The sequence below is a fragment of the Streptomyces sp. SM11 genome (assembly GCF_002910905.1).
Lineage (GTDB): Bacteria > Actinomycetota > Actinomycetes > Streptomycetales > Streptomycetaceae > Streptomyces.
This window is the reverse complement of record NZ_NEUE01000143.1, coordinates 13,708-33,439: the sequence shown is the minus strand read 5'-3', so window position 1 is coordinate 33,439 and position 19,732 is coordinate 13,708. Positions and strand designations below refer to the sequence as shown.

At 71.2% G+C, this 19,732-nt stretch carries 17 protein-coding genes; 12 read left to right on the top strand and 5 right to left on the bottom strand.

What is annotated here, in order from left to right; all coding sequences use genetic code 11:
- Nucleotides 1-94 precede the first annotated feature (94 nt).
- The 3 genes from B9S58_RS12100 to B9S58_RS12090 all read left to right on the top strand — a co-directional run bounded on the left by B9S58_RS12100 (nt 95) and on the right by B9S58_RS12090 (nt 3,006).
- Complete coding sequence (locus B9S58_RS12100; RefSeq protein ID WP_103532125.1) at nt 95-580, top strand: SseB family protein; 486 nt, start codon at nt 95-97, stop codon at nt 578-580.
- A 199-nt stretch (nt 581-779) separates the two neighbouring features.
- Nucleotides 780-1,736, top strand: coding sequence for a pirin family protein (locus tag B9S58_RS12095; protein WP_103532124.1), 957 nt, complete (start codon nt 780-782; stop codon nt 1,734-1,736).
- Nucleotides 1,737-1,869: 133 nt separating this feature from the next.
- A complete protein-coding gene (locus tag B9S58_RS12090) occupies nt 1,870-3,006 on the top strand; it encodes an AI-2E family transporter (protein WP_103532123.1) in 1,137 nt (378 codons plus the stop codon).
- A gap of 92 nt (nt 3,007-3,098) precedes the next feature.
- Here the strand turns inward: B9S58_RS12090 and B9S58_RS12085 are convergent, their stop codons facing one another.
- Nucleotides 3,099-5,225, bottom strand: a complete 2,127-nt coding sequence (locus tag B9S58_RS12085) for a SpoIIE family protein phosphatase (protein WP_103532122.1) — start codon at nt 5,223-5,225, stop codon at nt 3,099-3,101.
- Nucleotides 5,226-5,392: 167 nt separating this feature from the next.
- Between B9S58_RS12085 and aspS the strand changes: the two genes are divergently transcribed.
- From aspS to B9S58_RS12070, 3 genes are all read left to right on the top strand, one after another.
- Nucleotides 5,393-7,189, top strand: coding sequence for an aspartate--tRNA ligase (aspS, locus tag B9S58_RS12080; RefSeq protein WP_103532121.1), 1,797 nt, complete (start codon nt 5,393-5,395; stop codon nt 7,187-7,189).
- Between the two features lie 234 nt (nt 7,190-7,423).
- Nucleotides 7,424-8,227 carry a L,D-transpeptidase family protein gene (locus B9S58_RS12075; protein WP_103532120.1) on the top strand — a complete coding sequence of 268 codons (804 nt, stop codon included), beginning with the start codon at nt 7,424-7,426 and terminating at the stop codon, nt 8,225-8,227.
- A gap of 89 nt (nt 8,228-8,316) precedes the next feature.
- Nucleotides 8,317-8,898 carry a Uma2 family endonuclease gene (locus B9S58_RS12070; RefSeq protein WP_103532174.1) on the top strand — a complete coding sequence of 194 codons (582 nt, stop codon included), beginning with the start codon at nt 8,317-8,319 and terminating at the stop codon, nt 8,896-8,898.
- Nucleotides 8,899-8,970: 72 nt separating this feature from the next.
- On the opposite strand, the gene metG is transcribed toward B9S58_RS12070, so the two are convergent.
- Nucleotides 8,971-10,584 carry a methionine--tRNA ligase gene (gene metG / locus B9S58_RS12065; RefSeq protein ID WP_103532119.1) on the bottom strand — a complete coding sequence of 538 codons (1,614 nt, stop codon included), beginning with the start codon at nt 10,582-10,584 and terminating at the stop codon, nt 8,971-8,973.
- Between the two features lie 182 nt (nt 10,585-10,766).
- Here metG and B9S58_RS12060 point away from each other — a divergent pair, with 182 nt between their 5' ends.
- Both B9S58_RS12060 and B9S58_RS12055 read left to right on the top strand, forming a co-directional pair.
- Nucleotides 10,767-11,459 carry a response regulator transcription factor gene (locus tag B9S58_RS12060; protein WP_219818880.1) on the top strand — a complete coding sequence of 231 codons (693 nt, stop codon included), beginning with the start codon at nt 10,767-10,769 and terminating at the stop codon, nt 11,457-11,459.
- The gene (locus tag B9S58_RS12055) at nt 11,456-12,781 is read left to right on the top strand and encodes a HAMP domain-containing sensor histidine kinase (RefSeq protein WP_103532117.1); all 1,326 of its coding nucleotides are present in this window, start codon (nt 11,456-11,458) and stop codon (nt 12,779-12,781) included. The genes B9S58_RS12060 and B9S58_RS12055 overlap by 4 nt, the downstream gene beginning before the upstream one ends.
- Here B9S58_RS12055 and B9S58_RS12050 read toward each other — a convergent pair.
- A complete protein-coding gene (locus tag B9S58_RS12050) occupies nt 12,715-14,172 on the bottom strand; it encodes a VWA domain-containing protein (protein ID WP_103532116.1) in 1,458 nt (485 codons plus the stop codon). The two genes, B9S58_RS12055 and B9S58_RS12050, sit on opposite strands and share 67 nt — an antisense overlap.
- A gap of 293 nt (nt 14,173-14,465) precedes the next feature.
- On the opposite strand from B9S58_RS12050, the gene B9S58_RS12045 reads away from it, so the two are divergent.
- Together B9S58_RS12045 and B9S58_RS12040 are read left to right on the top strand one after the other, a co-directional pair.
- Entirely contained in the window at nt 14,466-16,535 is a 2,070-nt protein-coding gene (locus tag B9S58_RS12045) for a PhoX family phosphatase (protein ID WP_103532115.1), read from the top strand.
- Between the two features lie 65 nt (nt 16,536-16,600).
- Nucleotides 16,601-17,002, top strand: a complete 402-nt coding sequence (locus B9S58_RS12040) for an RNA-binding S4 domain-containing protein (RefSeq protein ID WP_103532114.1) — start codon at nt 16,601-16,603, stop codon at nt 17,000-17,002.
- A 102-nt stretch (nt 17,003-17,104) separates the two neighbouring features.
- Here B9S58_RS12040 and B9S58_RS12035 read toward each other — a convergent pair whose 3' ends face one another.
- Complete coding sequence (locus B9S58_RS12035) at nt 17,105-17,350, bottom strand: DUF2630 family protein (RefSeq protein WP_103532113.1); 246 nt, start codon at nt 17,348-17,350, stop codon at nt 17,105-17,107.
- A 77-nt stretch (nt 17,351-17,427) separates the two neighbouring features.
- Nucleotides 17,428-18,330 carry a hypothetical protein gene (locus B9S58_RS12030; RefSeq protein WP_103532112.1) on the bottom strand — a complete coding sequence of 301 codons (903 nt, stop codon included), beginning with the start codon at nt 18,328-18,330 and terminating at the stop codon, nt 17,428-17,430.
- A gap of 131 nt (nt 18,331-18,461) precedes the next feature.
- Here B9S58_RS12030 and B9S58_RS12025 point away from each other — a divergent pair, with 131 nt between their 5' ends.
- Complete coding sequence (locus B9S58_RS12025) at nt 18,462-18,869, top strand: hypothetical protein (RefSeq protein WP_103532111.1); 408 nt, start codon at nt 18,462-18,464, stop codon at nt 18,867-18,869.
- Between the two features lie 186 nt (nt 18,870-19,055).
- Nucleotides 19,056-19,709, top strand: coding sequence for an NADPH-dependent FMN reductase (locus B9S58_RS12020; RefSeq protein ID WP_258044372.1), 654 nt, complete (start codon nt 19,056-19,058; stop codon nt 19,707-19,709).
- Nucleotides 19,710-19,732 lie beyond the last annotated feature (23 nt).

Below are 19,732 nucleotides of genomic sequence, written 5' to 3'. Positions count from 1 at the left end.
GTAGGTCTATCAGCTGACCTCTACGATGATGCTACCCGTCAGTAATAAGGCGCAACCCCTCAAGCCGTAGATGTGTCCGATTACTCTTTGCAGCATGTACGGCTACGACCAGAACCCTGGTGCTCAGCAGCAGATGGGCCAGATGGGCCAGATGGGTCAGATGGGCCAGATGGGTCAGATGGGCGGCGGCTACGGGGAGCAGCCGCTGTATCCCGAACCGTCGCCGCCCTCCCTGGCCGACGCGGTACGGGCCTTCACCACCGGCTCCCTCTCCGCCGAGGACTTCCAGCAGATCTTCGCGACGTCGAAGGTCTACTGCCCGCGCGGCGACAACCCCGGATTCCTGGCGCTGCACAACACGCAGCAGCCGGTGATCCCGATGTTCACCACACTCAAGGAGCTGCGGCGGTACGCGGGCAAGGAGTCCAAGTACTTCGTGATCACCGGGGCCGAGGTGATCGACCTGCTGCCGACGGGCTACGGCTTCGTCCTGGACATGGAGGGTGATCACCGGATGGTCTTCGACGCCAAGGCCGTCGAGCAGATGGTCGACTTCGCGATGCGCCGTATGTACGGGTAGGCGTGCCGTTTTAGTGGGTCGCTGACCTGCGGTTTCATAGTTCGGGTGAGGGTCCGTGCCAGGAGTGGCGCGGGCCCTTTTCGCTGCCCGGGTCCCGGGCGGGCCCGCTGGCGCGGCCGCCCGGGAATGCGGGACACCTTGCAGGATGTTCACTGTTCAACTAAATTGATTCCAGAACACTCACCCGGAGGTGGCTTCCATGCCCGCAGTGACCGTCGACAGCTCGCTGACCCTGCCCAAGGTCGCCGCTTCGGGTGACGCCGCGGCCCGTCCCGTGCTCGCCGTCACGACCGCGCCGAGCGGATTCGAGGGTGAGGGCTTCCCCGTCCGCCGAGCGTTCGCCGGGATCAACTACCGGCACCTCGACCCGTTCATCATGATGGACCAGATGGGTGAGGTGGAGTACGCCGCCGGCGAGCCGAAGGGCACCCCCTGGCACCCGCACCGCGGCTTCGAGACCGTCACGTACCTGATCGACGGGACCTTCGTCCACCAGGACTCCAACGGTGGCGGCGGCACCATCGAGAACGGTGACACCCAGTGGATGACCGCCGGCTCGGGCCTGCTGCACATCGAGGCCCCGCCGGAGTCGCTGGTCGTGTCCGGCGGGCTCTTCCACGGCCTCCAGCTCTGGGTGAACCTGCCCAAGTCGGACAAGATGATGGCCCCGCGCTACCAGGACATCCGTGGCGGCGAGGTCCAGCTCCTGGCCTCCCCCGACGGCGGCGCGCTGCTCCGGGTCATCGCCGGTGAGCTCGACGGCCACCAGGGCCCCGGCATCACCCACACCCCGATCTCGATGATCCACGCCACCGTGCGGCCCGGCGCCGAGGTGACGCTGCCCTGGCGCGAGGACTTCAACGGCCTCGCGTACGTCCTGGCCGGCCGCGGCACGGTCGGCGCGGAGCGCCGCCCCGTCACGACGGGCCAGACCGCGGTGTTCGGGGCCGGTGGCTCGCTGACCGTCCGCGCGGACGAACGGCAGGACGGCAACACCCCGGACCTGGAGGTCGTCCTCCTCGGCGGTCGCCCGATCCGGGAGCCGATGGCGCACTACGGACCGTTCGTGATGAACAGTCAGGCCGAGCTGAAGCAGGCCTTCGAGGACTTCCAGGCCGGCCGCCTGGGAACGGTCCCCGCGGTCCACGGCATGTGACGCCTCTCGCCGTTCGCCACAGGTGACGGCCCGGCGGGCCCCGGACCGTGCCGCCCCCGTACGGTGTGACGCTCCGTCACCCGTACGGGGCGGTGGGCGCGACAGCCGCCGCACACCGTGATCGGGTGGGAGGGTGCCCGCACCCCAGCCCCTCCTTCCCGAGCGTGCCCGCCGCGCGGCTGCCTGGTGCGGTGTCGTCCTGCTCGTCGTGGGCGTCGCCGCCGTCGCGATCTGGCTGGTCGTCGCCCTGAAGACCGCGGTCACCCCGGTGCTGCTCGCCCTGCTCGGCACCGCGCTGCTCGGCCCCGTTCACCGGTGGCTGATCGCCCGCAGGTTCAACCGGTCGCTGGCCGCGGGGCTGACCTGCGCGGCCCTCGTCGCGGTGGTCGGGGGCGCCGGGTACATCGTCGTCACCGCCCTCGTCGACACCGGCGACCAGATCGTCGACTCGCTGAGGGACGCCGGCCAGTGGGTCGTGGACCATCTGGACATCGCCGGGGCCACGGACGTCGACGACCTGGCCGACAACGCGAAGAACCTGGTCGAGAAGTTCGGGGCGAGCGCGGCGGGCGGTCTGCTCAGCGGCATCAGCCTGATCGGTTCGCTGGTGGCGACCAGCGTGCTGGCCCTGCTGCTGACCTTCTTCTTCCTGCGCGACTCGGACCGGGCGGTGAACCTGGCCCACTCGGTGGCCCCGCGCGGCACCGGTGACCTGGTGGAGGCCATGGGGCGCCGGGCGTTCGAGGCCGTCGAGGGCTTCATGCGCGGCACCACGTTCATCGCCCTGATCGACGCCGTGTGCATCACGGTGGGCCTGCTGATCCTGGACGTTCCCGGCGCGGTGGGGCTCGGCGCGCTGGTGTTCGTCGGCGCGTACATCCCGTACCTCGGGGCGTTCCTCTCCGGCGCGGTGGCGGTGCTGGTCGCGCTGGCCGACCGGGGGCTGGTGATCGCCCTGTGGGCCCTGGGGGTGGTGCTCGCGGTCCAGGTGCTGGAGGGGCATGTGCTCCAGCCGATGATCCAGAGCCGTACGGTCCAGATGCACCCCGCCATGATCATGGTCGCGCTGACGGCGGGAGCGAGCGTGGCGGGCCTGCTCGGCATGCTGCTGGCGGTACCCCTGTGCGCGGCGGCCTTCGGCGTCCTGGGCGAGCTGCGAAACGGGTTCGGGACACCTTCTGGGCCATCCGGCGGTGATCCCGGCGATCCCGGCCCGCCCGGCAGCCACCCCGGCCCGTCCGGCGGTGAACCCGGCCCGTCCGGCGTTTGAGGACGGACCGTTGCGGGGGTGGGCCCGAGCGCTCCGGAGGCCGGGGGCACGAGGGCCAGGGCCGCGAGGGCAAGGGCACGAGGGACGCGGCGTCAGGACGCGGCCTCCGTCAACTCCCCCGGCTCCGCCGACTCGTACAGCTCGAACCAGATCGACTTCCCCTCCCCGCGCGGATCCACCCCCCACGCGTCCGCCAGCATCTCCATCAGCACCAGCCCCCGCCCGCTGGACGCCATCTCGCCCGGCCGCCGCTTGTGCGGCAGCTCGTCACTGGCGTCGGCGACCTCGACGCGCAGCCGCCGCTCTCCCTGCTCACCGGAGACCTCCGCCACCATCAGCGCGTCCCCGTCCGTGTGGACGAGCACGTTGGTGGCCATCTCGGAGAGCATCAGGACCGCCGAGTCGACCTGCTCGGGATCGATCCAGTCGTGCAGCAGCTCGCGTACGAGCTGGCGGCCGACCGAGACCCGCTCGGGTTCGGCCTGCGCGATGGTCAGGACGCTGCGGCGCGGCGGCGTCTTCCGTGCGGGGGTGCTCTCGCGCCGCAGCACCAGGACCGCGATGTCGTCCTCCCGCCGGTCCGCGAGCGGCCCCGTCGTGTAGTGCGAGGTCGGCCCGTGAACGGCCTGGACCAGGGCGTCGGCCAACTGTTCCAGGTCCTCGGCGGGCTCCTCCAGGACGGGGCGCAGCCGGGTCCAGCCGGTGGCCATGTCGTGCCCGCCGGTCTCGATGAGGCCGTCCGTGCACAGCATGATCGTCTCGCCGGGCTCCAGGACCACGCGGGTGGTGGGGTAGTCGGAGTCCGTCTCGATTCCGAGCGGCAGCCCGCCGGCCGTCTGCCGGATCACCGCGGTCCCGTCGGCGCTGATGACCACCGGGTCGGGGTGGCCCGCGCGGGCGATGTCCAGGGTCCCGTTCTCCGGGTTCACTTCCGCGTACAGGCAGGTCGCGAAGCGCGGCGCCGGCGGCTCCGCGTCGCCCTCGACGCTCTCGTACGCGTCGGTGAGCCCGGACAGGAAGCGCGAGGCCCGGGAGAGCACCGCGTCCGGGCGGTGCCCCTCGGAGGCGTAGGCACGCAGGGCGATGCGGAGCTGGCCCATCAGCCCGGCGGCCCGTACGTCGTGGCCCTGGACGTCGCCGATGACCAGGGCGATGCGGCCGTTGGGCAGCGGGATCATGTCGTACCAGTCGCCGCCCACCTGGAGCCCGCCACCGGTCGGCACGTACCGCGCGGCCACCGTCATGCCGGGGATGTCCGGGCCCAGGGTCGGCATCATCGAGCGCTGGAGCCCGAGCGACAGCTCACGTTCCGTCTCGGCCACCCCGGCACGGGCCAGGGCCTGGGCGAGCATCCGGGCGACCGTCGAGAGCACCGCGCGCTCGTCCGGGGAGAACCCCACCGGATGCCGGAACCCGGCCATCCAGGCGCCCATCGTGCGGCCGGCGGACACCAGGGGCAGGAAGGCCCAGGACTGCCGTCCGAAGCGCCGGGCGAGCGGCCAGGTGGCCGGGTACCGGCGGCGGTACTCCTCGGGGGAGGGGAGGTAGATCGCGCGGCCGGTGCGGACGACCTCGGCGGCCGGGTAGTCGGTCTCCAGGGGCATGTCGGTGAAGGGCTCCTCGTCCCCCGTGCTGTGCCCGTGGTGCCCGATGATCGTCAGCCGCTCCCCGGCGGAGCCGAAGACCGCGAGGCCGTCCGGGGAGAAGCCGGGCATGGACAGCGATCCGGCGACCCGCAGCACCTCCGCGGTGGACCGGGCCTCGGCCAGCGCGCGCCCGGCGTCCAGCAGGAACGCCTCCCGGGACCGGCGCCAGTCCCCGGTGATCGGCGTGTGGGCGGCGTCGGTGGAGCCGGGCTGCGGCTCGGCGACCTCCTGGAGCGTGCCGTACAGGACGTAGCTCTCGGCGTCCCGGTCCGGCGGGAGGACCGGCTTGGAGCGGCTGCGCACGGTACGGAGGACCTGCCCGCGCCCGTCCACGATCCGCAGTCGCGCCTCGGCGAGGGTGCCCTCGGTGACCGCGAGGTTCACCACCCCGTAGATCTCGTTCCAGTCGACCGGGTGGAAACAGGAGCGCACCGCGGCTTCCCGGTAGCTGCCGGGCCCGGACGGCAGGCCGAGCAGCCGAGCCGCCTCCGCGTCGAGCGTGACCGTGCCGGCTGCGTTGTCCCAGCGCCACAGGCCCGTCGCGATCGCGGCCAGGACTTCCTCGGTGCGCATTGCCCCACTTTAGGAAGGTCTGCTCGGCGGACGCCACCGAGGGGCCGCCACCTGCCCGGGCGGCCGGGCGGGTACGGCGACGTAAGGGAAATGAAGCGTCCCGGTCCCGGGCGGTAGCCTGGGGAGGCTCCGATCCACCCCCAAACGCGAAGACTGGATGAACGACGATGCATCGGTACAGGTCCCACACCTGCGGCGAGCTCCGCGCCTCTGACGTCGGCACCGACGTCCGGCTGAGCGGCTGGCTGCACAATCGCCGAGACCTGGGTGGCATCCTCTTCATCGATCTGCGCGACCACTACGGTCTGGTGCAGCTCGTCGCCCGCCCCGGCACCCCCGGCAACGAGGCCCTGGCGAAGCTCACCAAGGAGACCGTCGTCCGGGTCGACGGCAAGGTCTCCGCGCGTGGTGCCGACAACGTCAACCCGGAGCTGCCGACCGGCGAGATCGAGATCGAGGTCACCGAGGTCGAGGTGCTCGGCGAGGCCGGCCCGCTGCCCTTCACGATCAACACCGAGGACGGCGTCAACGAGGAGCGGCGCCTGGAGTACCGCTTCCTCGACCTGCGCCGCGAGCGTATGCACCGCAACATCCTGCTGCGCTCGGCCGTGATCGCCTCCATCCGCTCCAAGATGGTGGCCCTCGGCTTCAACGAGATGGCGACCCCGATCCTCACGGCGACCTCCCCCGAGGGCGCCCGTGACTTCGTCGTCCCGTCCCGGCTGAACCCCGGCAAGTTCTACGCGCTGCCGCAGGCCCCGCAGCAGTTCAAGCAGCTGCTGATGATCTCGGGCTTCGACCGCTACTTCCAGATCGCACCCTGCTTCCGCGACGAGGACGCCCGCGCGGACCGCTCGCCTGGCGAGTTCTACCAGCTCGACGTCGAGATGTCCTTCGTCGAGCAGGAGGACGTCTTCCAGCCGATCGAGAAGCTGATGACCGAGCTCTTCACCGAGTTCGGCAACGGCCGCGAGGTCACCTCGCCGTTCCCGCGCATCCCGTTCCGCGAGTCGATGCTGAAGTACGGCAACGACAAGCCGGACCTGCGCGCCAAGCTGGAGCTCGTCGACATCTCGGACGTCTTCGCCGACTCCGGGTTCAAGGCGTTCGCCGGCAAGCACGTCCGCGCGCTGCCGGTCCCGGACACCGCGGGCCAGTCCCGGAAGTTCTTCGACGGCCTCGGCGAGTACGCCGTCGAGCACGGCGCCAAGGGCCTGGCCTGGGTGCGCGTGGGCGAGGACGGCACGCTGGCCGGTCCGATCGCCAAGTTCCTCACCGAGACCGACGTCAAGACGCTCACCGAGCGCCTCTCGCTGGTCCCGGGCCACGCCGTCTTCTTCGGCGCGGGCGAGTTCGACGAGGTCTCCAAGATCATGTCGGCGGTCCGGGTCGAGGCCGCCAAGCGCGCCGGCCACTTCGAGGAAGACGTCTTCCGGTTCTGCTGGATCGTCGACTTCCCGATGTACGAGAAGGACGAGGAGACCGGCAGGATCGATTTCTCGCACAACCCCTTCTCGATGCCCCAGGGCGGCCTGGCCGACCTGGAGGAGAAGGACCCGCTGGACATCCTCGCCTGGCAGTACGACATCGTCTGCAACGGCATCGAGCTGTCCTCGGGCGCCATCCGTAACCACGAGCCCGAGCTGATGCTCAAGGCCTTCGAGATCGCCGGTTACGACCGCGAGACCGTCGAGCACGAGTTCGCGGGCATGCTCCGCGCGTTCCGCCTCGGCGCTCCGCCGCACGGTGGCATCGCCCCGGGCGTCGACCGCATCGTGATGCTGCTCGCCGACGAGCCGAACATCCGCGAGACGATCGCCTTCCCGCTCAACGGCAACGCCCAGGACCTGATGATGGGCGCCCCGACCGAGCTGGACGAGACCCGCCTGCGCGAGCTGAACATCCAGCTGCGCAAGCCGGTCGCCGCGAAGGGCGCGTCGGAGAAGCCCGCCGCCGACAAGTAGGAACTTCTCCGCTCCGCGGATGTTTCACGTGAAACAGCCCCCGATCACCCGATCGGGGGCTGTTTCGTCGCGCGCGACGGGGAGCCGGTGACAGCCGGGCGACGCGGTACAGCCGGATGGCCCCGGTTCGGGTTCGGCCGGGCCGGACCCGGCAAGGACTGGCACCGAGACACCTCTCTCGCATTCCGCCTTGCCGCGTCGCGCTGCCCGCCGCCACCCGAGGAGCCCGCCACCGTGTCCGTCCCGCGCCGCCCGCCCACCCTGCTCGCCGCACCGCTGCTCGTCCTGGCACTGCTGCTCACCGGCTGCGCTTCCGGTGCCGCTCCCGCGGAGACCCCCGTAGGCGCCCCGGGGCAGGGCGCCGCGGGTCCGCGGTCCGACGCCGCGTCCGCGCTCGGGGCCTCACCCAGCGCCTCACCCAGCGCCGCGCCCGCCCTGCGCCCCGCCGAGATCCCGGACCTGGGACAGCAGACCCTGGCCCGGATCCCCGCCGGGGCCCGGCAGGCGTTCGTGGTGACCGGCGAGGAGGCCGACTCCAACCAGTCCAGCGCGGTCCTGTACAGCCGTGAGGACCCCGCGAAGGGCTGGCAGCCGGTCGCGGGGCCCTGGCCGGCGCACAACGGCATGGAGGGCTGGACCGACCACCATGTGGCGGGCGACCTGAGGTCCCCCACGGGCGTCTACCCGCTCACCGACGCGGGCGGTCGGCTCCCCGACCCGGGAGCGTTGCTGCCGTACGACGAGCACCCCCGGTTCGCGGTGGACGGCGAGGGCTTCTTCGGAGAGCCGCTGGAGGGCTCCTTCGACTACGTCGTCGCGATCAACTACAACCGCACGGAGGGCGTCAGCCCACTGGACCGCACCCGCCCGCTCGGCCTCGAACGCGGCGGCGGCATCTGGATCCACGTCGACCACGGCGGCCCGACCCAGGGCTGCGTCTCCATCCCGCAGGAGCGTATGGAGGAGCTGCTGCGCACCCTGGACCCGGCGATGAACCCGGTGATCGTGATGGGGGACGCGGAGACGCTGGGGCGGTGATCGGGCGTACGGGCGTGGACCCTTGCCCGTACGCTGAGGATGTTCCCCGGTACAAGTGATCCGGTGGCCCGGTGCAGGAGGAGGTCGTTGTGAGCGTGGTCGAGGACCGCGTCCTGACGCAGGACGTCTTCGAAGAGCTTGCCCGTAGCGCCATACGTGCTGGGGAGGCACTGCGGCTGGAGTTCGTGAACGGGAAACTGGGGGTCAAGGCTGTGCCGGACGGGGACCACGGGCGGATCATCGAGTGGCTGACTCGCCTGTGCATGCAGGCGGATCCGAACCGATGGCTCTATCCGGAGCAGGGCCTGCGCGTCGAGACGTATCGCAAGGGCAATGCCCGCCCCGACGGCACCCTCGCTCGCAGCGGCGCCTTCGTCGGCCAGGGCGAATGGGCCGGCCCCGATGACGTCCTCATGGTCGTCGAGGTCACCTCGTGCGACGAGGACACCGATCGCCGCGTCCGGGTCGAGAAGCCGCGTGCGTACGCCGAGACCGGCATCCCCGTCTATCTGCTGATCGACCGGGACAGCTGCGAGGTGAAGGTCCACTCGGGGCCCGACGGCGTGCGCTACGAGCAGGTTGTCACCGTGCCGTACGGCAAGACCGTCACCCTCCCCGGCCCGGTTGGGATCGAGCTGGACACCGAGCCGCTCAAGAGCTGGACGCGCTGACCCGAAGCCGGAACGTCAGGAGCCCGGGACCGCTGTTCACGGTCCCGGGCTCCTGACGTACGTACGGAGGCGCTACGCCGGCTTCTCCTCCAGGCGCGGGAACAGCACCGCGCCCTTCGTCACCGTCGCGCCCGCGGGCAGGATGCCCCACGCGCCCGCGTCCTGGACCTTCTGGCCGGCCAGCGAGCCCAGGGACTCCTCGGCGCCCAGGGACTCCCAGAGCTGCTGCGAGGTCTCCGGCATCACGGCGTTCAGCAGGACCGCGACCCCGCGCAGCGCCTCGGCGGCCGTGTACAGGATGGTGGCGAGGCGGGCCTGGCCCTCGGGGGTGGCGTCCTTGGCCACCTTCCACGGCTCCTGCTCCGTGATGTAGCCGTTGACCTGCTTCACGAACTCGAAGACCGCCAGGATGCCGGACTGGAAGTCCAGCTCCTCGCCGATCTTCCGATCGGCGGTCGCCACGGCCTTCGCGAGGCCCTCCTGCACGGCCCGCTCCGCGTCACCGACGGCCGTCGCCTCCGGCAGCGCACCGCCGAAGTACTTGCCGACCATGGCCGCCACGCGCGAGGCGAGGTTGCCGTAGTCATTGGCCAGTTCGGAGGTGTAACGGGCGGTGAAGTCCTCCCAGGAGAACGAGCCGTCGCTGCCGTACGAGATGGCCCGCAGGAAGTACCAGCGGTACGCGTCCACGCCGAAGTGCGCGGTCAGGTCCTGCGGCTTGATGCCGGTCAGGTTCGACTTGGACATCTTCTCGCCGCCGACCATCAGCCAGCCGTTGGCGACGACCTTGCCGGGGAGCGGCAGGCCCTGAGCCATCAGCATCGCGGGCCAGATCACCGAGTGGAAGCGGAGGATGTCCTTGCCGATCAGGTGCACGTTTGCCGGGAACGTACCGTCGAACTTCTCCTGGTTGGCGCCGTAGCCGACGGCCGTCGCGTAGTTGAGCAGCGCGTCGATCCAGACGTAGATGACGTGCTGGTCGTCCCACGGCACCGGGACGCCCCAGTCGAAGGTCGAGCGCGAGATCGACAGGTCCTGAAGGCCCTGCTCGACGAAGTTCACGACCTCGTTGCGCGCCGACTCGGGCTGGATGAAGCCGGGGTTCGCCGCGTAGAACTCCAGCAGCTTCGGGCCGTACTCGCTCAGCTTGAAGAAGTAGTTCTCCTCCTTGAGGAGCTCCACCGGCTTCTTGTGGACCGGGCAGAGCTTCTGACCGGAGAACTCACCCTCGCCGTCGATCAGATCGCCGGGGAGCTTGTACTCCTCGCAGCCCACGCAGTACGGGCCCTCGTACCCGCCCTTGTAGATCTCGCCCTTGTCGTACAGGTCCTGCACGAACTCCTGCACACGGTCGGTGTGCCGCTTCTCCGTCGTCCGGATGAAGTCGTCGTTGGCGATGTTCAGATGCTCCCAGAGGGGCTTCCACGCCTCCTCGACGAGCTTGTCGCACCAAGCCTGCGGAGTGACGTCGTTCGCCTCGGCCGTGCGCATGATCTTCTGACCGTGCTCGTCCGTGCCGGTGAGGTACCACACCTTCTCGCCGCGCTGGCGGTGCCAGCGCGTGAGCACGTCGCCTGCGACGGTCGTGTAGGCGTGGCCCAGGTGAGGAGCGTCGTTGACGTAGTAGATGGGGGTCGAGACGTAGTACGCCGTCGCCGCCTGCTTCTCGGATCCAGTGGCCGCCATGGTCGAAATCCTAACGGCCACAGCAAGATCCACTCACATCGATAAACTGGGGCCCGCGCGCGGGCGGAGGAGTGCCCTCCGGAGGAGAGCTTTGCGAAACATCCGTTCCCGTAATGGTTCCCGTAGGAAAGTCGCATCCTGGGAGGGAGCGGACAAGCGTGCACGAGGCAGAGGACATCACCATGCGGGTACTGGTCGCCGAGGACGAGGAGATCCTCGCGGAACTGGTCGCCACCGGACTGCGCCGGGCCGGCTTCGCGGTCGATACGGTGTACAGCGGGGACGCGGCCCTCGCCTACCTCGGCCTGCACGACTACGACGTCGTCGTGCTCGACCGTGACCTCCCTCGGGTGCACGGCGACGACGTGGCCCGCAGCCTGGTCGCCTCCGGCTCCCGCACCCGGATCCTGATGCTCACCGCCTCCGGCGCCATGGAGGACCGGGTCGCCGGGCTCGACCTGGGGGCCGACGACTACGTCAGCAAGCCGTTCGAGTTCCCCGAGCTGGTCTCCCGGGTACGCGCCCTGCGCCGGCGCAGCGCCAGACCCGTACCGCCGCAGCTGGAGCGGCACGGCATCCGGCTCGACACCGTACGGCGCTCCGCGCTCCGCGACGGCCGGGACCTGGACCTCTCGCCGAAGGAGTTCACCGTGCTGCAACTGCTCCTGGAGGCCGACGGCGGCGCGGTCAGCGCGGAGGAGCTGCTGGAGCGGGCCTGGGACGCCAACGCCGATCCTTCCCCGAGCTCTCAACTGCTGTTCGAGCAGGGGATGCCCCATTCGGGGGCCGTGCGCGTCTGTATGAGCAAGCTCCGTGCCAAGCTCGGCGAGCCCGCGCTGATCCGCACCGTTCAGGGCGTCGGGTACGCCCTGTGAAGCGGCCGGCCCTGCTGCGGCGGCTGGCGGACGCCGCGAAGCTGCCGCACTCGACGATCCGGACCCGCATCGCCCTCGTGTACGGCGGTGTCTTCCTGGTCCTCGGCACCGCGCTGCTGGCCACCGTCAACCTGGCCTCCCGCGCCGGTACGGAGACCGAGGCGCGGGCCATCGCCTCCTCGGCGGTCGCCGGCCCGCCCGGCTACGTCGTCGGCCCGCCGGGCTACGTCGTCGACCGCGGATACCCGGTGAAGGGTCCCCTTGTCACCCGCAGCTCCGCCGGATCGCCCAGCGTCTCCGAGATCACCGACAACGTCAGAGACGCGGCCGGCAAGCAGCTCATGAACTGGTCGTTCGCCGCGCTGCTCGTGATGACGGCGGGTGCGGTCGGGGTGGGCTGGTGGATAGCGGGCCGGGTGCTGCGGCCCGTCCACGCGATGACCGCCAAGGCCCGCAGACTCTCCGAGCGGACCCTGCACGAGCGGATCGCGTCCAGCGGCCCCGACGACGAGCTGAAGGAGTTGGGCGAGACCCTGGACGCGCTGCTGGGCCGCCTGGAGAAGGCGTTCGACAGCCAGCGGAGGTTCATCGCGAACGCCTCGCACGAGCTGCGGACCCCGCTGGCCACCCAGCGTGCCGCGATCCAGATCGGCCTGGACGACCCTTCCCCCGAGGATCTCGTCCGCACCCGGCAGACCCTGCTGGACACCAACCGGCGCAGCGAGCGGCTCATCGAGGGGCTGCTCGTGCTGGCCCGCAGCGAACAGGGACTGGCCACGGACGAGCGCGAGGCGGTCCGCCTCGACCAGGTGGTCAAGGAGGAGGCGGCCCGGCATCCGGCGGTGCGGGGCGTGAGCGGCGGTCCGGGGGGCCGGAGGGCGGGTGGCGGACCGGCCGTGAAGGTTGTGGTGGCCGCCTGTTCCGTGCGCGGCAACCGGCTGCTGCTCGCCCAGCTGGTGGCGAACCTGCTGGCCAACGCGGTCACGTACAACGTGCCGGGCGGTTCGGTGGAGATCTCGGTGACCGGGGAGGGCGCCCTGCTGGTCCGCAACACCGGACCGGTGATCTCCGAGTCGGACATCGCGGGGTTCTTCGAGCCGTTCCGGCGGGGCGAGGGCCGGGACCGGATGGGCCAGGGGTCGGGCCTCGGCCTGTCGATCGTCCGGTCGATCGCGGTGGCCCACGGCGGAACGGTCACGGCGGTACCGGGCCCGGAGGGCGGCGGTCTCGCCGTGACCGTACGGCTGCCGGTCGGTCAGGCCTCGGAGCCGGCCGCGCGCGCGGCGGTCCAGGCCGGCAGTCCGGCGAGGATCTCCCGGTAGAGCTCGGCGTCCGGGATCTCGCGGGGCGCCGGGCCCGCGTGGAAGAACCCGGCGTTCGGTGCGTCGAGCTTCCGCAGGAAGTCGAAGCCCTTCGCGTCCTGCTCGCCGAAGGCGACGAACTGGAAGAACAGCGGCAGCCGTGCCGCCTCGGTGAGGGCCTGCCGGGCGGCCTGCTTGGCGTCCGGCGGGCCGTCCGTCTGGAAGATCACGAGAGCCGGACCGGTGGCCTCCGTCTTCTCGTAGTGCGCGACGATCTCCTCGACCGCGCGGTGGTAGTGCGTCCGGCCCAGCCGGCCGAGGCCCGCGTGCAGCTCGTCGACGCGGCCCTCGTGGCCGGAGAGCTCGATGGACCCGGTGCCGTCGATGTCGGTCGAGAAGAAGACGACCGGCACGGTGGCGTCCTCGTCCAGGTGCGCGGCGAGTGCGAGCGTCCGGTCGCCCAGGTGCTGGGCGCTGCCGTCCTTGTAGAACGGCCGCATCGAACCGGAGCGGTCGAGCACCAGGTAGACGCGGGTGCGGAGCCCGGACAGTCCGTGCGCCTTGAGCGCGGTCTGCGCCGCCTTGTACGGGGCGACGAGCTGCGGAGCGCGGGACTTGACCCGTGCGAGCGTGGTGGCGGGCTTGCCGGGGGCGGGCTCCGATGCGGCGGGGGCGGGCTCCGGTGAGGCAGGGGCCGCCGGGGTCTCTTCCGCGATGGCCGGCGTCTCCGCGGTCTCCGGCGTCTCTGTGGCTGCCGGTGCGGCTGAGGCCTTGGGTGCCTTGGGGGCTTCAGGTGTGGCCTGAGGTGCCTCGGGGACGGTCTCCTGGACCTCCGCCGTTGCCTGTGCGGCTTCCGCTGCCGGTTCCGGCTTGGACTCCGGCTCCGCTGCGGTCTCCGGCTCCGAGGCCGCGTCGAGGTCAAGGTCGATCGTGATCGGCTCCGGGACCGATGCGGGCTCCTCGGCCTTGACGGGATCCTCGGCGGCCACCGGCTCAGGCTTCGGCTCCGTGGGCTTCTCCGCCTTCGGGGTCTCCTCCGGGGCCGACGCCTGTGCGGGGACGGTCGGTGACTGCTTGGCGGCGGCGGCCGCCTTGTCGAAGGCTTCCGCCACCAAGTCGGTGGCCGGTGAGCCGTCCCGCTCCGTCGAGTCGGCGGGGGCGGTGGTGCCGGTGGCGTTGGAAGCCTCGGACGCGGACGCCGTGGACGGTGCGTCGGTGGATGACGGGTCCGGGGACGAGGGCGAGGCCGGAATCGACGCCTTCGGCTCCGTCGCGGGCTCGGCCGCCGAAGTGGTCTCCGGCTCCGGCTCCTTGGGCTGAGTGCGCTCGGCCTGGGGCGGGACGGTGGCCGTGGCCGGCTCGTCCTGCTCCGTGCGGCCGAACACCTTACGCAGCAAGCTCCGAATGCCCATGGGCGAGGCCTTTCGCATGAGTTGGGTGCGGGGAATGTCCGACCTGGGTGTATTCGTCCCTGGCCAGGACGGATACGTAAGGTTAGCGGCCGGATCCGGCCGTTCGCCGGTGCGGCCCACCCCTGCGTCAACCGAGCCGAAACCGTTCCCGGACCGAGTCCGCGACTGTGTCCACCGGCGGCCCCCAAGGGAGCAGCGGTGGCCCGGACTTCACCCGCCGTTCACCGGGAGTCCCTCGGACCGCGTGGAGGCGCACATACCGTCACGCACGACACCAGACGGAGGGAATCCACGTGCGCAATCTGCTGCCGTTCATCAGCTCGCATCCGGGTGGGCGTTCCGCACTGACCTGCCGCTTCCGCTGCGGGGACGCCTGCTTCAAGGAGACGCCCAACACCAGCGACAACGAGTACGCCGGCGACATCATCGCCGGTGCCGTGTCGCGCCGCTCGATGATGCGCGCCGCCGCCGTGGTCACCGTCGCCACCGTTGCCGGGACCGCCGCCCTGACCGGCCCGAGCGCCCCGCAGGCCGAGGCCGCCGCGCTCGCCGGGCACGGGCACAAACCGGGCCACCCCCACAAACCGGCCCCGTCCGGTGCGCGTGGCCTGCGGTTCTCGCCGGTCGCGCCCAACAAGGACGACAAGGTCACCATCCCTGACGGGTACGCCCAGAACGTGGTGATCCGCTGGGGCGAGCCGATCCTGCGCGGCGCGCCCGCCTTCAACCCGGACAAGCAGACGGCGAAGGCGCAGGCCGGCCAGTTCGGCTACAACAACGACTTCCTCTCCCTGCTCCCGCTGCGCGGCGAGCGCGGCCGGCAGGTGATGGTCGCGAACCATGAGTACACGGACGAGATCCTCATGTTCCGCGGCTACGATCCGGCCAACCCGACCCGCGAACAGGTGGAGATCGCCTGGGCGGCGCACGGACTCTCCGTGGTCGTCGTCCAGGAGGAGCACCGCACCGGCAAGCTCGGGCCGGTCAACCGGCACCCGCTGAACCGCCGTCTGACCGCGACCAGCGAGTTCCGCATGACGGGCCCGGCCGCGGGGAGCGCCCTGCTGCGAACGTCCGCCGACCGCACGGGCCGCAAGGTGCTCGGCACCCTCAACAACTGCGCGGGCGGCACCACTCCGTGGGGCACCACGCTGCACGGCGAGGAGAACTTCAACCAGTACTTCGCCAACGGCACCACCGACATGCACAAGCGGTACGGGCTCCGCGCCGGCGCCACCGGGCGCAAGTGGGAGCGGTTCGACCGGCGGTTCGACCTGGCGGAGGAGCCCAACGAGGCCAACCGCTTCGGCTGGGTCGTCGAACTCGACCCGTACGACCCGGACTCCACCCCGCGCAAGCGGACCGCGCTGGGCCGGTTCAAGCACGAGGCCGCCGAGCCCCGGCTCACCTCCGACGGCCGCCCGGTCGTCTACATGGGCGACGACGAGAAGTTCGACTACCTCTACAAGTTCGTCTCCAGCAAGCGGATGAAGAAGGGCAACTCGCGTGCCGCCCGCGAGCACAACCTGACGCTGCTGGACGAGGGCACGCTGTACGTCGCCAAGCTGACCGGCGACTCGCCGGTCACCGAGATCGACGGCACCGGCAAGCTGCCCGTGGACGGGGAGTTCGACGGCAGCGGAGTCTGGATTCCGCTGGCCACCGGCACCACTTCGCACGTGCCGGGCATGACCGCCGACGAGGTGTACGTCTACACGCGGCTGGCCGGTGACAAGGTCGGTGCGACCAAGATGGACCGCCCCGAGGACGTCGAGCCCTCGCCGCGCACCGGCCGCGTCTATGTGGCGCTCACCAACAACTCGGACCGCGGCAAGGAGGGCAAGCCCGGCGCGGACGAGGCGAACCCGCGCAACGGCAACAAGCACGGGCAGATCCTGGAGCTCGCGGAGAACTGGGACGACCCGGCGGGCGACGGCTTCGCCTGGCGGCTGTTCCTCGTGGCGGGCGACCCGGACGATCCGTCGACGTACTACGCGGGCTTCCCCAAGGAGAACGTGAGCCCCATCTCCTGCCCGGACAACGTGGCGTTCGACGACCACGGCAACCTGTGGATCTCCACGGACGGCAACAAGCTCGGCTTGCACGACGGGCTGTTCGGCGTGGCGACCCACGGTGACCGGCGTGGCGAACTGAAGCAGTTCCTGACCGTCCCTGCCGGGGCCGAGACCTGTGGTCCGGTCATCCAGGACCGCCGCGTCCTGGTCGCGGTCCAGCACCCGGGCGAGATCGACGGGGCTTCCGTGGAGAAGCCGGCGAGCGTCTGGCCCGACGGGCCGGGCAGGATCGTCCGCCCCTCGGTCGTTGCGGTCTGGCGCAGGGACGGGCGCGACATCGGCGTGTGAGGTCCGGTGGGCGGGAGGCCTTATTGCCTCCCGCCCACCGCCCGGTCCGCATTACAGTCGGACCCATGGTTTCCGGTGACGCACCGCAGGCGGAAGGAAGCGTCCGGGTCGACGTGTGGATCTGGTCGGTCCGGCTGACGAAGACCCGTGCCCAGGCGGCCGCCGCCTGCCGGGCAGGGCACGTGAAGGTCGGTGGTGAGCGGGCCAAGCCCGCGCAGGCCGTACGCGTCGGCGACGAGGTGCGGCTCCGGCACGCGGGGCGGGACCGAGTGGTCGTCGTCTCGAAGATCGTGAAGAAGCGGGTCGGCCCGCCGGTGGCCGTGGAGTGCTTCGTCGACAACAGTCCACCTCCGCCGCCCCGCGAGATCGCGATCCAGGTACCCGTACGGGACCGGGGCACGGGCCGCCCGACCAAGCGCGACCGCCGGGAGATGGAACGCCTTCAGGGACGCCTGCCGGAGAGCTGAGCCTGCGGCGGCCCGGTGTTTCACGTGAAACACCGGGCCGGTCTGCCGCCGGAGACGTCCCGCGGGCGCTGACCAGTCCGCATCAGCCCTGGTCAGCTCTGGTCAGCTCTGGTATCCCTCCACCTCGTCGGCGGGGCGGATCTTCGCCGTCGAGGGGTCCTCGCCGTACTCGCTGAGCGCCCGCCGTCGGCGCAGCAGGTCCCAGCACTGGTCGAGCTGGACCTCCACCGCCCTCAGTCGGGCCTTCTCGTCCGTGGACAGGCCCATCTTCGCCACGGAGCGGTCACGCAGTTCGCGCTCCTCGGAGACCAGGTCGTCGATGTTCTCGAAGATGTCTCGGTCGGCCATGACGCCTCTTTCGGGTCGCTCGGTGGCGGTCGTCGCTCGGCGGCGGTCGCGGATCCCACTCTCGCCCGGTCGCCGCCTCATCGCACGCCGGCCGGGGGCTTCCTGCTCCGCCGGAGCACCCGGGCCGCCACCGCCCCCACGAGCAGCACCGCACCGACCGCGAGTACCACCCAGACCGTGGTCCGCAGAGAGGCGGTCAGGGCGTCGAACACCGCGGCGGCCGCGTCCCGGTCGCTGCCCGGCACCTCGTCCAGTACCCGGCTGCGGCCGACCGCGACCAGCACCCGGAGCACGACCGCGCCGAGCACGAAGCCGGCGCCCACGGTCGCGGTGACCCACAGCCCGGCCCGCAGCCCGCGCCGTACGGTCGCGATGCCCACCACCAGGACGAGGATCACCAGCGTGGCGACCGCCGGCCAGATGCTGCAGTAGCGAAGCCACCGGAACGAGCTCCTGAATTCGTCGGCCTGACCGGGGCCGAGCACGGTGATCTCCGTCCGCTGCACCGGGATCTGGCCGGCGAACGGCACCCCGTCCCGGACCAGGTCCTGCTTGACCTGGTCGATCACCGAGGCCAGGTCGATCGTCACCGCCTCTCCGCTGTCGCCGTCCAGGGCGGCCGCCACCGCCTTGTGGGCGGCCCTGTTCGCGGTGTCCCAGGCGTTCCGGAAGGCATCGGTCGTGGTGAAGGACTGCACGGTCTCGTGCAGGAACTCCCGCACCGTGTCCTGGAGCGGACCGAGATCGATCTGCCGCATCGCCTCCTCGGTGACCAGGTCCGCGACGGTGTTCTGCACCGCCGGGTCGGAGGCGAGCGGGGACACGGCGGCGACGTAACGGTCGGTGTCGTCGATCTCCAGGTCGACCCAGGCGGAGAGCGCGCCGAACGGCACGAGGACGGCGAGCAGGACGAGCAGGAGCGCCGAGAAGGCCGCCGAGGTCGCCGAGGTCGCCGGGATCGCCGGGGGAGAGGTCCGCACTCCACCAGGAAATCCCGTACGGAGCCGGGCCGCTCCGGGCCGTACGCCATTCGAGTTGCCGGGCGGCGCGGTCGGGTGTGCTCTGGAGGAACGGGGGCGTGCGACGGGGGCGACGGAAGGAGCTGTCCGCGATGGCCACACACGCAGCCATGCCCGGCCGGAGGGGTGCCCGCGCACATGCGCGAACCCGCCACCACACTCCGCTCGCCTGGGCGCTTCCTCTGGTGCTCGGCGTGATCTACGGGTTCTACGCGGCGTTCATCCGTCGCGACGGCGGCCCCAGCACCGGCGGGCAGGTCCTGCTCGGGCTCGTCGCCGGTGTCGCTCTGGCGGCCCTCTGCTTCGCGCTGGGCCGGATCCAGCGCTCGCTGCCGCGCGAGCTGCGGGCGGTCGCGTACGGCGCGCTGACCGCGAGCGCGATCGGCTTCCTGGTGAGCCTCACCGACACCAGCGTGCTGCGGTCGACCGTTCTGGGTCTGGTGGTCGGGGCGGGCGTCCTCTGCGTCTCGTTCTACTTCTTCTACACACGGGAGAGCTGAAGCCCGTGCAGCGTCCGGAGCCCGGCTCCGGGACCGGTGCCGGAGCTTCTGCGACGGTGTGCGCGGCCGCCAGATTCAATCTGGCGGTCGCGCCCCCGCGTCTGGCGCCCAAGAGGTGAGGGAGCGGAACGGCCCGGCCCGGAAGGGGGCCTGGTAGCGCGGGGGACGCGGGAGGAGGAGCGAGCGATGACGACGGACGGCGGCGTCGACGCGGACCGGTGCGGTGCGGACCCGGTCCGCGAGGACGGGAGACCCCGGACGGTGACGGTGCGGGGTGCGGGAAGCGGCCTTCCGCTGCGTGTCGCGGTGATCATCGGCAGCACCCGCGAAGGCCGCATCGGCGATGCGGTCGGCCGCTGGTTCATGGAGCGGGCCCAAGGCCGGAGCGAGCTGGAGCTCGCCGTGCTGGACCTCGCCGATTTCGACTTCCCCGTGCACTACCCGGGGCGGGCGACCGGGCAGATGACGGAGTTCACCGAGGAGATCGCCAGGGCCGAGGCCTTCGTCGTGGTCACCCCGGAGTACAACCGCTCGTTCCCCGCCTCCCTCAAGCAGGCCATCGACTTCGCCTACGAGGAGTGGCAGACCAAGCCGGTCGCCTTCGTGAGCTACGGACACGGTTCCGCCGGGCTGTACGCCGTGGAGCAGCTGCGCTCGGTCTTCACCGAGCTGCACACGGTGACCCTGAGGAACGGGGTCGCGCTCGACCTCCTCCAGCCGCTGGAGGAGCACTCCGGCGACACCCGCCGGGACCGGTCCGTGGGCCTGATGCTCGACCAGCTCGGCTGGTGGGGCTGGGCCCTGCGCGAGGCACGCGCCGTCCGCCCGTACGTCTCATGAGCTTCCGGCTCCGGCGCAGATCG